Genomic DNA, 13,357 nt, shown 5'->3' with positions numbered 1-13,357 from the left:
ACGATATGAGTTATTCAAGAAAATTTAATACCGGGATGCATCAGTGGCTCGGTATATTGAGCCTTTTTATTCTGCTGATAAGTGCTTGTAAAAAAGATAAGTCAGAATTGGTTAATGTGCCTCTGGCAGTTACAGACTATTATCCAAATAGTGGTGCACAAGGCACATTGGTAACAATAGAAGGTACAGGATTTAGTAGTAAAGCTGATGAAATATCGGCCACTTTTTCTGGTATAAAAGCAGATGTTGTAAGTGCAACTAGCACAGCAGTGGTAATGCGTGCACCAGCTTCGGCAACGAGTGGAGCCATTGAGATGAAGGTAAATGGGCAAAGCATCAGCGTTGGTAATTATACTTATCAGGAGCTAAGTGTGCAAACGATCAGTCCGGTAAACGGAGCTGCCGGAACACACGTTCGGATTACCGGTGCAGGCTTTAGTAGTACTACGGGCCCTGCTGAGGTATATATAAATGGTAAAATAGCCATTGTAGTAAGTGCCAGTGATAATTTGTTGGTGGCCGAAGTACCTGAGAGTGCTGGGACTGGGCCAGTTACTGTTAAGGTAAATGGGAAAGAGGCTTCAGGACAAACCTTTAAGTTTCAGGTTATATCGGGTATTAAGCCTGCAAGTGGCGGAAAAGGTACGCACGTGAAAATCTCTGGTGGTGGTTTTGATGAGGTAATTGCTGGTAACTATGTTGATTTTAATGGTAAACCTGCATTGGTAACAGAAGCAACTGCAGAATATTTGGTGGTGGTTGCGCCTGCCGATGTGAAAACCGGACCTGTATCGGTTACCATTAATGATCAAAAAGCGACAGGACCTGTGTTTACCGTTGTGCCGATGCCGGTAATTGAGTCGGTAACGCCATTAAGCGGACCTTTGGGCGCTGAAATGACCATTTTAGGGTTGAATTTTAGTACCCATACAGATGAGAATAAGATAACTATAAATGGAAAAAGTACGGTTGTTCTGACCGCAACACCTTTTAAGATTACCTTAACTATTCCTGGTGGAACTGGTGATGGGAAGGTTATTTTGAATGTAAATGATCAGATTGTACAAGGCCCGGATTTTAAAGATCAGAGCTTAGGTATTTCTAAAATGAGCCCTGATAATGGTTTGGCGGGTACACAGGTTACGATTACCGGAACAGGGTTTAATACTACTGCGTCTGCAAATACAGTAACCTTTAACGGGGTAATGGCACAGGTAGTTAGTGCATCAACGACGAGTTTGGTAGTAATTACACCACCAACGTTAACCTCGGGTCAGGTAAAAGTGGTAAACGCGGGTCAAAGTGCATTATCGCCGGTTAATTTTAACCGTGCGGGTGTAATGACTTTAGCAGGTGGGCCAAATCAAACAGGTCTGGATATTCGTGAACGCGGTGGAAGTATTGCTGTAGATAGTCATGGAAATGTATTTCTGATGGAAGTTAGTAACCATGTAATTAAAAAAATTACACCTGAGGGCGTTATTTCGGTGTTTGCAGGAAGTTCGACAAGGGAAACAGGTAATCAGAACGGTACTGGTACTGCAGCTCGTTTTAATTTTAGCTATAATTCAGGGGTTGTAATTGATAAGCAGGATATACTGTATGTTGTCGATGGTATAAACAATAGCATTCGTAAAATTACACCTGCCGGTGTGGTGAATACTTATGCAGTAAACCTTAATGGTCCTGGTAAATTGGCTATTGATGATAATGGCGATTTATATGTGCAAACTCAGTATAGTCTTACAAAGGTTGATAAATCTGGTGTGAGATCGGTTGTAAGAGGTTTTTATGGAGGTAATGAAGCGTCGAGACCTGTTATTATAGGTGACTATTTGTACTATTCAGATAATGAGAATCTTTACATTAACCGTTTTGGCTTGGTGGATGGTTTAAATCTGCGAGGATGGGCAGGGAATGGTGAGTATGGAAGTTCTGATGGACCTAAAAATCAGTCGATGTTGGTTTCACCAAAAGGATTTATTTATGATGGAAAAGGCAATTTCTATTTCTCTGATGGTTTTAGACAAACAACAAGAAAGTTGAACATGACGCTTAACGATTTGAGCACAGTTTCTAGCCAATCAACTAGTGGATGGTATAAAGATGGAGGGCTGATGGATGCAGAGTTCCGTAACAGAGATGATATGGCTATTGATAAAGATGGCAATATTTACATTTTAGATCCGGGAAATAATGCAATTAGAAAGATGTTTTTGAAGTAAGTAGTATTAATAGATAAGGTTAATTAATACTTTAACGCCAGCTTTCAGAGTACTATAGTACTCTGAAAGCTGGCGTTTTTGGTTATGGTGTTGGCTGACTTTGATTAAACTGGAATGCCCTTAACTTCTGCTGGTTAATTCCAACGAATAATCTGTTGTTGATGGTAAGGATACTTCTTACATCACCTTTTAGCTTAAGACCGCTTTGTGATTCAGGAACATATTTGAAGGCACCTTTTCCATTACCTTTTAGCAGCACGCCATGGTTGGCATCGTATTTTCCAAAGCGAATGCGCGATTGATTGATATTACCACATAAAAGCAGGTCTTTATTTCCGTCTCCATCGTAATCTAGAGAAGTGACAGTATAGACCGGAGCGAACTGTGCTTGTATCGGCAATTGTTTCTCTTTGAATTTGCCGTCACGGGTACTTTCAAAATAAGCCGTTTTGAGGTGATTAGCCTTTAAGCTCTTTGAACCTTTCAGCTCTTCTGGAGTGAAAACTTCATTTATACCAGCCTCTGAGTAGCTTTTATAATTAGGGAAGCGTGCGCGCATGATACTCATTTGATCGAGAATCTCATCTCGGGTTAGGTAAGGATAGCTTTTACCCAAAATGTAAAAACATAGAATAGGATCCATGGCTCCGTTGTCGTCAAAGTCTTTGTAAACCATCTCTGCCGGTTCTTGGTCACTTACTTTGCATTGACTGTTAAGTCCAAGATTACCGACTACAAGGTCTGGTTTGCCATCGCCATTCAGGTCTTCAACCTTTAGGGTGTTCCACCAGCCGCTGTATTGCTTGTCAAAATACTTATCTGTCCTGTTCTTTAGCTTACCATCTTCAGTGATAAATGAGGTAATGGGCATCCAGTCGCCTACAACTAAGAGATCTTGTTTCGTGTCGCCATTTAGATCTAAGACGGCAGCGTCTGTAACCATACCGATTTGCTCCAATTCTGGTGCAATATTTCTAATCTGATTGGTGAAGTGACCTTTTCCATCGTTTATCAGGAGGAAGCTCTTTGGTGCTTCAGGATATTTGGAAGGGGTAACGCGACTGCCCACAAATAAGTCAGGTTTGCCATCACCATTAAAATCGCCTACTCTTGCGCAGATCTTACTCACATACATTTCTGGAAGAGAATTAATGGATTTGGTAAAACTACCTTTGCCATCATTAAGATATAGCCTGTCCTGAAATAATGGGTCATTGTCTTTAAAGTTTCCATATCCTCCACTTACTACATACAGATCCGGGTAACCATCTCCATTGGCGTCAAAGAATATAGCATCTGTGTCTTCACTTGCTGCATCTGCTATAAATGGTTTTTGATTCTTAATGAATTTCCCGCCTTTTTGTTGGATAAATAATGCGCCGGGTTGATTGATGTCGCCACCAACAAATACGTCATCAAGCCCATCGCCATTTATATCTCCCTTGGTCATGCATGGTCCGTTGAAGGATAGTGCATTGACAAGCAGGGGCTGGCGCTTATAATCATTGATGTCGTTTTTAACCTGTGTGGATGCAATTGGCGAAGGTATTTCTGTGAACAGTGGTTTTAATGGTTTTGGTCTTTGGTAAGTGTCTTTGGCATCGCTTTCTAAAAGAACTAATTGTTTGTTGGCGGCAACATTGGTGACGACCTGTTTTTTTCCGCTAAGCCATACGATTCTAACGGAATCAATTACTTTCTCTTTACCTAAACCAAAATGCAGAATTTGAGATACGCTAGACAGATAGCCTTTAGATGGCATTTGCTCTATGCACTGCTGCTGTCCTTTATTAAATAGCGTTACTAAAGCACCAAGACCATCGGTGTTTTTATCCGAACCTTTTAGCTTTACTTTTAGATAGTGTGTTGATGGGCTACCCTGGTTTTGATAGACAAAAGCTGCCTTATTCATGTTATTGATTACAATGTCGAGATCTCCATCATTATCGAGGTCACTGTATGCTGCACCATTGCTGTTCGATGGTATATTTATTCCCCAATCAAATCCTTTATTCGTAAAGGTAAGGTCATGGTTGTTTTTATAGATATAGCTTTTCACATCAGAAGAAGGCACTTTCCTGAGCAAGGCGACCAAATCCTTTGCTTCTACCTGGCCATTGAGGTTTCTCATATAATTCTCGTTGTATTTTAGCACATCCATGTTTGTGAAATCGCGCATAAAACCATTGGTTATAAAAAGATCCTTCCAGCCATCATTATCATAGTCAGCAAACAAAGGTGCCCAACTCCAATCCGTATTGGAGATACCCGCCAACTGTCCCACCTCGCTAAAGGTGCCATTGCCATTATTTATATGAAGCATATTCCGTACATATTGGTAATAAAAGCCGTTACGTAAATTGATGTTAAATGCTTCGTAGTTGTCCATGCCTGATAATAGCTTTTGACGTTTATTGTCTTCAGGAAGCATATCAAGAGTGAATATATCCTGCAAGCCATCATTATTGACATCAGTAATGCTATTACCCATAGAAAACAATGAAATGTGATCCAGCTTGTTCTGCAATTCATCTGTAAATGTTCCATTTCCATTGTTGATGTACATTCGATCAGGAATAGCATAGTCATTAGATAGGTATATATCAGGCCATCCGTCGCCATTGATATCAGCAACTCCTCCGCCAAGGCCATACGATAATGTGGACATATGTAATCCGGCTTGTTTGGTCACATCTTTGAAATGTCCTTTGTCATTCCTGAACAGTTTGGAGCTTGCAAGAGGGTCGTCCTGTTTTTTTAATTCTTCTATTGCGCTATCATCCAGGTTGCTAAGTACATTAATATTGTCATTTACAAGGAAAAGATCCAGATCACCATCACGGTCATAATCAAAGAAGACTGATTGTGTACTGTAGGATGGATCAGCCAATCCGTAAGCTTCGGCCTCATCTTTAAATGTCGGTATGCTGTCTTTGTTTAATCCCTGGTTAATAAAGAGCTGGTTTTTTGATTCAGGTCCCGCTTGTCTGCCTGCATAACATACGTAAATATCCAGATATCCGTCACCGTTAACATCAACCATATTGACTCCAGTTCTCCATCCAGAGGCTCGCCCACCTACCCCTGCAGTTTCAGTAATGTCGGCAAACCGCATCCTGCCAATATTGCGATAGAGTTTGTTGCTGCTCATATTGCCTGAGAAGTAAATATCATCTAATCCGTCATTGTTGAGATCACCAACAGCTACACCGCCACCTGCATAAAAACCCTGATAGAACCCTAACATTTTTTCGTCGAAATCCTCTTTGATCACATTGTTGAACATGATATTGGTCTTGGAAGAATCAAGTAGGGTGAAGAGTGGGTTTTCAGCGACAGCGTTTGTATTGTCTTTTTTTGATCCAGTACAGGAAAGCAGAATAAAAAGACACATCATTAGTGAATAGAATTTAGCCATACATATTGGTTTATTTGGTTTTGGTTGATCTATCTTAGTCTTTGTCAAAAATGTATTACATTGTAATATTTACGAGACTTCATAATAAATATATAGCTTTTCTTAGATAATGCCTTATTTGATTTTAATTGGAGAGGTGGATTTAATATTACTTCATTATATTCACTGATTAACACACAACTGATGACAACTTTTAAATTAACCAAGGGCATATTCCTAGCTGTTTGCTTTGCTCTGCTCTCCCCCTATTTAAAATCTCAATCTTTAAAAAATGATCGAATAGGTGTATTTGATTTGGGATATACCTTGAATAAAGACTTAAGTAAGATTGAAGATGTAAAAACGGCTTGGGATGATGTGCATGCAGTTTCTACGCTGCAAGGGATAGTAAACCGGAAATCGCCAAAGCTATATGTTTACATGATAAAAAATGGGTCGGCAGATATTGATAGGTATTGGTGGAATAAGTATCGCCAAAAAGATAAATGGTTAAGCAATAGAGATACGGTTGTTTATCAGGATATTGTAGGATTGATTAATGCATACCGATCAGATATTAAAGGTGTAGTGGTTTACGATCCTAATGTTGCTGCGACTAGTAATGTGGCATCTTCTGTTGCAGGTCAGGAAGATGTAATTGCTGTTCGGTATGATACAGGTAAAAATAGTTTATATACTCGATTAGTATTGCAAGGACCTAAATTGCCTGTTCGGGTATGGTTGGTTAATAAAAATGGATCATCGTTATTTACAGGATCTGGTAATATTCCAGGGACTAAACGTCTGTCGACTGGCTCGGTAAAAAATGATGCTTACTTATGGTTTTTGGAGAAGTATACCAAAGCTGGCAAAACCAATACAAAGTATGGCGCATATTATGTTGATCAACAATGGATGAAAAATCCTCGCGGGGCAGGGCCAAATCATCATACGCTTACTAACCACGATTTTTTTGTAAGTAAGAAAGGCTTTTTCTTTGACCTCAGTCCTTGGGGCGATGAACCAGCAACTGATGACCTTACTCAGAAAACAGGGACAGACCTAAATACACTTAAAGAATTATTGCTAACCGCTTACCAGTATAACAAGGGGAAGGATTATGCATACCTTGGTGGCTTTCCGCCTTGGGCTTTTAAGTATACAAAACATGCAGGTGGTAGCCACGAAGATGTTCCGACAGAATGGGAATACTCTGCTGTTATCAGTGCCTATAATGCTTTTAAAGACGCGGATGCCATTGGATTTGGTGCGTTAGCAAATGCATCTTTCTGGCAGCATTATCCGCTTAAAAAGAAATATGAGCAAAAGTGGGTTACAGAAGCAGATTTGAAGCAAAGAGGTTATTTAACTCCCGATGGAAAGGTTGATTTTAAGGGGCGCAATTTCTTTGTTTTTTATGTTGGGGATTATGATGCATCCTCATGGGTATCTCAAACTACGCCTACCTTATGGGATAGTCCCGAAAGAGGTAAAGTTCCATTGATGTGGTGTATTAGTCCGGTTTTACAAGAGCGGGTGCCAATGGCAATGGAATACAGACGGGAATCGGCTACAAAGAATGATTATTTTGCTGCGGCTGATAATGGAGCTGGTTATTTAATGCCTGGAATGCTACAAGAACCCAGACCAATTTCTGCATTGCCTGATGGGTTGGATGCCTGGGTTGCCCATAACAAGCCATATTACGACAAGTGGGATTTAAGCATCACGGGGTTTATTATTGATGGTCAGGCACCTGGCCTTAACCAAAAGGGTTTGGATGCTTATGCTAAGTTTAGCCCTAATGGAATAGTTCCTCAGAAAACGCCTTTAACTTCTTTACATGGAAATATGCCAGTTTTGCGTGCAGATGATGATATTAACGAGGATGATCCTACGGTAGTGGTGAAACATATTTTGGAGAGGGTAGGAAAACGCCCCGTACCATTTCATTGGTTTCGCAATATTTTAAAAGATCCTGGCTGGTATGTAAAAGTGGTTGAGGAATTAAAGAGAACAGATCCCAAAGTTGAGTTACTAGATGCTCCCACCTTTTTTGAATTGTATCGCATCTATTTAAAACAGAATCCAGACGCGGCTAATGGCAAGATAAATTAGGCTACATCTTTTCTGAATTCCTTTCGATATTTTAAAGGGCTAAGCTTCATCTTTCTTTTAAATAGTTTATAGAAATGTGAGAGGTCGCCAAAGCCATTTTCAAAGCAGATGTCGGAAATAGATTTGTCTGAGTTTACCAGCTGTTGAATGGCGTAGTTTATTCGGTAGTCGGTTACTGTTTCTATAAAGGTTTTCTTTGTGGTTTTTTTGTAGTACTTGCAAAAGGCATTTGGAGTCATATTTATTAATGCTGCCGCCTGGTCAAGTGAGATTTCATTTTTATAATTGTCGATGATGTAGCCGAGAACTGTGTTAATCCGTTCCGTTTTTCCTGATGGCTGAGCCTTTGTGTCTTGCTGATCTAACAGGATGTATTCTTTGGAGGTTGAAAGTGTATATAGAATTTCTAGAAATTCTATAAGCCGCTTAAAGGAATTTTGCTCTTTAGCTAAGAGAATTAAGCGATTGGTTATTTCTTCTGCGGTGTTGTTTAAAAATTGTATTCCGTGCTTGCTCCTTTCAAGTAGGTGTAGTATTTGAGAAAGCTCTGGTTTAGCTAGAAAATCTGTACCTAAAAAGTCATTGTTAAATTGAATAACCACAGATGCAACATCGCTTTCTTCTTCCTGATTGTTTTCTATTTTCCAGCAATGGGGAAGATTTGAACCGATAAGAACCAGATCGCCGGAGCTGTATACATCCATGTGATTGCCAACATAGCGATTGCCTTTACCCTTTACAATAAGTGTTAGTTCATGCTCAGGATGGAAATGATATGGGGCAGTAAACTCCGTGAATTCACGAAGCAGAAAGGAATTGTCATTATATGGGTCTAATGCTTCAAATGCAGCTCTTGCCATGGTAATTGTTTCATATTCTCATAAAGCTAATGGTTAATTTTAATAAATGGATAGAAAAAACCATTAAAAGGACAATTTACTCCTTTTGCAAACTAGATATAAACAGTTATTTAGTAATAGTAACACCAAATGTTAACCTAAACTAAATAGAGCCATGTCGACAATTAAATTGCCCGAATTAGACCAGTTTCATGACTTAACTTATGCACAAGCTGCAGAGTTTCGCCAAAACGGTCATGTTTTAATTCCAAATGTTCTTAATGCTGAAGAAGTGCTTATTTACAGAGATGTAATAAAAAATGCAGCTGATAAATATAATACAGAAAAGAGAGATTTATCTGAGAGGGATACTTATGGTAAAGCTTTTTTGCAGATCATGAATTTGTGGGAAGTAGATGAACAGGCAAAGAAATTTACACTTGCTAAGCGTATGGGTAAAATTGCTGCAGACTTATTGGGTGTTGAAAATGTACGCATTTATCATGATCAGGCTTTGTTTAAAGAACCTGGAGGAGGACCTACTCCATGGCATCAAGATCAATATTATTGGCCTTTGGATACGCATAACACGGTCACAATGTGGATGCCTTTGGTAGATATTGATGTAGAAATGGGAATGCTAACTTTTGCTTCTGATTCTCATAAGAAAGGGGTAGTGTTTAACTATGAAATTTCTGACGAATCTGAATCTGAGTATGAGAAGTATGTAAAGGACAATGGTTTTCCGATCATGCGTTCATCTACCATGCAGGCTGGGGATGCAACCTGGCATTATGGAAACACTATTCATAGTGCTCCTGGTAATCAATCTGATATTATGAGGGAGGTAATGACGATTATTTATGTTGCTGATGGAGCAAGGGTAGCTGATCCAAAAAATAGCTGGCAGGTAAATGACCGTGAACGTTGGTTGATGAATGCTCCGATAGGTGGTTTGGTTCAATCAGAGATCAATCCATTAGTGCTTTAAGGGCAATCAATATTTAAACTTCGTAATGAGAAAGGTATTTTACGCAATAAATTTGTTGCTGCTATTGCTATTGGTTTGCCCTGCCATAGCACAAACGGACCAACGATGGTCTAAGCAGAAAATATGGGAGTGGTACAATAAACAGCCGTTTTATTGCGGCTTTAACTACATCCCAGCTTATGCTATTAACTATACTGCTATGTGGGATAAGACTAGTTTTGATGCTAAAGCTATTGACAAAGAGTTGGCATTGGCTCAAAAAACCGGGTTAAATTGCCTGAGGGCGGTGCTTCAGTACGCAGTTTATGAGGATGACCCAGAATACTTTTTAAATACGCTTGATAAATTTTTGGCAATTTGCGATAAGCATAATATTAAATTTATGCCTGCCTTGTTTGATGATTGTGTATTTGGAATTGATCATGATCCGAAAGTAGGTAAACAGCCGGAGCCACTTAAAGGATGGTATGCATGGGCATGGTCGCCAAGTCCAGGGCACAGTATGGTTGTAGATTCTACCACGCATCCTCGAATTGAGAAATATGTTAAAGCTGTAATTGGTAGGTTTAAAGATGATCAACGTATTTTTATTTGGGATTTGTATAATGAGCCTACAAATGGTGGACTGGGCTCTGCTAGTTTTCCTTTACTTAAAAAGGTGGCTAAATGGGCCAGGGAGGTTAACCCTTCTCAACCGCTAACAATTGATGTCTGGAATGGAGATAAGCAATTGAACGATATTGCCATTGCAAATTCAGATATCGTTTCTTTCCATAATTATGGGAATAAAAATGAGCTGATTAAACAAATTGCAGAACTTAAAACACATGGCAGACCATTAATTAATACAGAATGGATGAATAGGCCTAATGGATCTGTAATTAAAGATAATCTGGCTGTTTTTTATAATGAAAAGGTTGGATGTATCTTATGGGGACTGGTAAATGGTAAAACGCAAACTGATCTTCCATGGGGACATCGCCCTGCTGATCCTGTCCCTGCAGTATGGCAACATGACCTTTTTCGTGGTGATTTCACGCCATATGATTCACATGAGATAGAATTACTTAAAGACTTTTCTTTAAAATCTAAGAATAGTAGTTATTTGAAGGAACACGAAAAGTAATTGGGTTAGCCAAGGATTAATAATGTAAACAACTTGTGCCAATTTTCGTAGTTTCGACCTTGAAATTATTTATTGGATCTTTATAATGATTGCATTTAAGTTGGGTTGTTTTAAATTCATATTCCTTTTGGGGCTTATGTTTTTAAATTATACGAGCCTGTTTGCTTTAAATAAGAAAAGTTTTTTAGCCGGTTCTAATAGATTAGAAGCATCAGGAAAAGATATTTATGTATCAGTTAATGGAAATGATTCTAATAGTGGAACGCTGAAGGCTCCGGTAAATACCATTCAAAAAGGACTTGAATTGGTTAGTCCTGGCTTTACAGTATTTGTAAGGGCAGGTATTTACAAAGGAAAGGTCTCTTTTTCTAAATCTGGCCAAAAAGGTAAAGTGATTACTTTAAAACCTTACAAAGGGGAAAAGGCCGTCATTAGCGGTGAAGGCCTTTCTGTATCAGGTAATGAGGCATTGGTTACAGTAAATAATGTAAGCTTTATTGTTATCGATGGCTTTGATATTTGTGATTTTAAAACTACTAATGCATGGGCTAATGTTGATGGGATAGTAGTAAAAGGCGGGTCAAATAACATTACCTTAAAAAAGAACCGTGTATTTAATATTGAGAATAATGCTGCTCCTGAAAAGGGGAGAAGTGGTCATGGAATACATGTAATTGGTAATACCGAAGTTCCACTTACAAAAATTTTAGTTGAAGAAAATGAGGTTTTTGATTGCAATACAGGCTACAGCGAAAACTTAACTATAAATGGCTATGTAGATGGCTTTGAGATCAGGAAAAACAGGGTTTACAATGGCGAGAATATTGGCATTGTGGCTGCGGGTGGCTATGCTGCAAATCCTAATCCGGCTTATAATTATGTTCGTAATGGAATAATTGCGGACAATGTGGTGTTTAATATTGATGGTAAAACAGGCCCAATTCCTGCTTTTAAAGATCATAATGGAGCTATAGGTATTTATATTGATGGTGCAAGAAATATTGTAGTTGAAAGAAATTTGGTCAGGGATAGCGGTCGTGGTATTGGAATTGTTAGCGAAACAGATAATTTTCCTACTCAGGAATGTATTGTAAGAAATAACCTCGTTTACAACTGTTCACTGGCAGGAATATATTTAGGTGGCTATATTGGTTATACTGGTGGTGGGACTAATAAATGTTACGTAGTTAACAATACTTTGTATCAAAATAGCAAAGATTTGGGCTATTCGAATGAAGTTGAAGGTGAGATCAGGTTAACGGAAAACTGTAATGATAATGTGATTAGTAATAACATTATTTACTCTAGACCAGATAGGGGCGTATTTATTAATAAGCAGGTTGTTGGTGGTTCAAATAATGTTGTCAGCAATAATTTGTACTATTCTAAAGGGTTAAGCATTTGGCGATGGAATAATGTTCCTTATGTTGATTTTGCTTTGTGGAATGTATCTTGTGGAGATGATAATGGCTCTTTGTCAGGTACAGATCCTCTGTTTGTAAATGCTGTAGCTTATGATTTTCATCTTAAATCTGCATCATCTGCAAAAAATACAGGAGTGGTTATTTCTACTGCGGTAAATGGGGCAACTGACAAAGAAGGTAAAGCTCGAATTGCGAATAATTTGATTAGTAAAGGAGCTTATCAATAGGTGGTAATAGTGGCTTAATTACCTTGCAATGGCCATTGATAGGGGTTATTTGTAAAAAAATGGATATAGTAAATTAATAATTATATATTTGCAGGCTAAAAAGTAACCTTCTTTTCTCTGTATTTATTGAGATTAATGAATTGAGAACTGGAGAGTTATCACAACTGATTTAATAGGTATAAGTAAATTATTTTGAATGGTTAAATCTCTATTTGTAGAAGTTAATTTTATTAAATCTTCAATAAATTTCTCAGAGATTTTTAACTGTGAATGTATAAATAACAATCAAAAGCCTTACTGCTTGCGCAGAAGGCTTTTTAACTTTAAAGACAACCCGAATGCTTAATTTTGTTCTCTTTGGCCCACCGGGTGCAGGCAAAGGCACCCAATCAGAAAAATTAATTGAGAAGTATCAGTTAATTCACATTTCAACAGGCGACCTTTTTAGGGCCCATATCAAGAATCAATCTCCTTTGGGACAGAGAGTAAGTGCCCTGATTGCAGAAGGACAACTTGTACCTGATGAAATTACAATCGCTATGTTGGAAGAAGAAGTTGATAAAAATCCTGGAGCTAAAGGATTTATATTCGACGGGTTTCCTCGTACTGTTCCTCAGGCAGAAGCATTGGATGAGTTTCTTGTAAGTAAAGGAAGTTCAATTGCCGGTGTAATTGCACTTGATGTAGATCAGGAAGAGCTAACTAAGCGTATTGCGCAAAGACAAATTGAGACAGGTCGTCTTGATGATCAGGCTGATAAATTGCAAAAGCGTATAGAAGAGTACTTCAGTAAGACTATTCACGTTTTACCTTACTATGAAGGACAACAGAAACTAAGTAAAGTTAATGGTATCGGAAAAATCGATGACATTTTTGCTGAGTTAAGCGCTGTAATAGATAAATACTAATTCAATAATAATACAAATAGCGGGGCGGATTTTCAGTTCTTCCCGCTATTTTCATATACCCTGAAAGGTTCTTTCAGGTTTATTTTTTTTAAATAGAAGGTT

At 38.5% G+C, this 13,357-nt stretch carries 8 protein-coding genes; 6 read left to right on the top strand and 2 right to left on the bottom strand.

What is annotated here, in order from left to right; genetic code table 11:
• Nucleotides 1–5: 5 nt before the first annotated feature.
• Nucleotides 6–2,225 carry an IPT/TIG domain-containing protein gene (locus J1905_RS03290; protein ID WP_214225806.1) on the top strand — a complete coding sequence of 740 codons (2,220 nt, stop codon included), beginning with the start codon at nt 6–8 and terminating at the stop codon, nt 2,223–2,225.
• 82 nt (nt 2,226–2,307) lie between these two features.
• Here the strand turns inward: J1905_RS03290 and J1905_RS03285 are convergent, their stop codons facing one another.
• Complete coding sequence (locus J1905_RS03285) at nt 2,308–5,643, bottom strand: VCBS repeat-containing protein (protein ID WP_214225805.1); 3,336 nt, start codon at nt 5,641–5,643, stop codon at nt 2,308–2,310.
• A gap of 183 nt (nt 5,644–5,826) precedes the next feature.
• On the opposite strand from J1905_RS03285, the gene J1905_RS03280 reads away from it, so the two are divergent.
• Nucleotides 5,827–7,740: a GxGYxYP domain-containing protein gene (locus J1905_RS03280; protein WP_214225804.1), complete on the top strand. Its 1,914-nt coding sequence runs from the start codon at nt 5,827–5,829 to the stop codon at nt 7,738–7,740.
• Here the strand turns inward: J1905_RS03280 and J1905_RS03275 are convergent.
• Complete coding sequence (locus tag J1905_RS03275) at nt 7,737–8,600, bottom strand: AraC family transcriptional regulator (RefSeq protein WP_214225803.1); 864 nt, start codon at nt 8,598–8,600, stop codon at nt 7,737–7,739. The genes J1905_RS03280 and J1905_RS03275 overlap by 4 nt on opposite strands.
• A gap of 154 nt (nt 8,601–8,754) precedes the next feature.
• Here J1905_RS03275 and J1905_RS03270 point away from each other — a divergent pair, with 154 nt between their 5' ends.
• The 4 genes from J1905_RS03270 to J1905_RS03255 all read left to right on the top strand — a co-directional run bounded on the left by J1905_RS03270 (nt 8,755) and on the right by J1905_RS03255 (nt 13,255).
• Nucleotides 8,755–9,570, top strand: a complete 816-nt coding sequence (locus J1905_RS03270) for a phytanoyl-CoA dioxygenase family protein (protein ID WP_214225802.1) — start codon at nt 8,755–8,757, stop codon at nt 9,568–9,570.
• A gap of 25 nt (nt 9,571–9,595) precedes the next feature.
• A complete protein-coding gene (locus tag J1905_RS03265) occupies nt 9,596–10,696 on the top strand; it encodes a glycoside hydrolase family 2 TIM barrel-domain containing protein (RefSeq protein ID WP_214225801.1) in 1,101 nt (366 codons plus the stop codon).
• Nucleotides 10,697–10,832: 136 nt separating this feature from the next.
• A complete protein-coding gene (locus J1905_RS03260) occupies nt 10,833–12,347 on the top strand; it encodes a right-handed parallel beta-helix repeat-containing protein (RefSeq protein WP_214225800.1) in 1,515 nt (504 codons plus the stop codon).
• Between the two features lie 338 nt (nt 12,348–12,685).
• Complete coding sequence (locus tag J1905_RS03255) at nt 12,686–13,255, top strand: adenylate kinase (RefSeq protein WP_214225799.1); 570 nt, start codon at nt 12,686–12,688, stop codon at nt 13,253–13,255.
• The last annotated feature ends 102 nt before the right edge of the window (nt 13,256–13,357 follow it).

It is taken from the genome of Pedobacter sp. B4-66 (assembly GCF_018492665.1).
Taxonomy (GTDB): Bacteria; Bacteroidota; Bacteroidia; order Sphingobacteriales; family Sphingobacteriaceae; genus Pedobacter.
The sequence above is the reverse complement of the archived record's forward strand: the minus strand, read 5'-3'. Positions and strand labels throughout refer to the sequence as shown.

What these genes read in the sequence shown, in the direction of transcription:
- J1905_RS03280 (WP_214225804.1), top strand. Translation starts at nt 5,827, where the DNA reads ATGACAACTTTTAAATTAACCAAGGGCATATTCCTAGCTGTTTGCTTT.
- J1905_RS03270 (WP_214225802.1), top strand. Translation starts at nt 8,755, where the DNA reads ATGTCGACAATTAAATTGCCCGAATTAGACCAGTTTCATGACTTAACT.
- J1905_RS03265 (WP_214225801.1), top strand. Translation starts at nt 9,596, where the DNA reads ATGAGAAAGGTATTTTACGCAATAAATTTGTTGCTGCTATTGCTATTG.
- J1905_RS03255 (WP_214225799.1), top strand. Translation starts at nt 12,686, where the DNA reads ATGCTTAATTTTGTTCTCTTTGGCCCACCGGGTGCAGGCAAAGGCACC.
- J1905_RS03260 (WP_214225800.1), top strand. Translation starts at nt 10,833, where the DNA reads ATGTTTTTAAATTATACGAGCCTGTTTGCTTTAAATAAGAAAAGTTTT.
- J1905_RS03285 (WP_214225805.1), bottom strand. Translation starts at nt 5,643, where the DNA reads ATGGCTAAATTCTATTCACTAATGATGTGTCTTTTTATTCTGCTTTCC.
- J1905_RS03275 (WP_214225803.1), bottom strand. Translation starts at nt 8,600, where the DNA reads ATGGCAAGAGCTGCATTTGAAGCATTAGACCCATATAATGACAATTCC.
- J1905_RS03290 (WP_214225806.1), top strand. Translation starts at nt 6, where the DNA reads ATGAGTTATTCAAGAAAATTTAATACCGGGATGCATCAGTGGCTCGGT.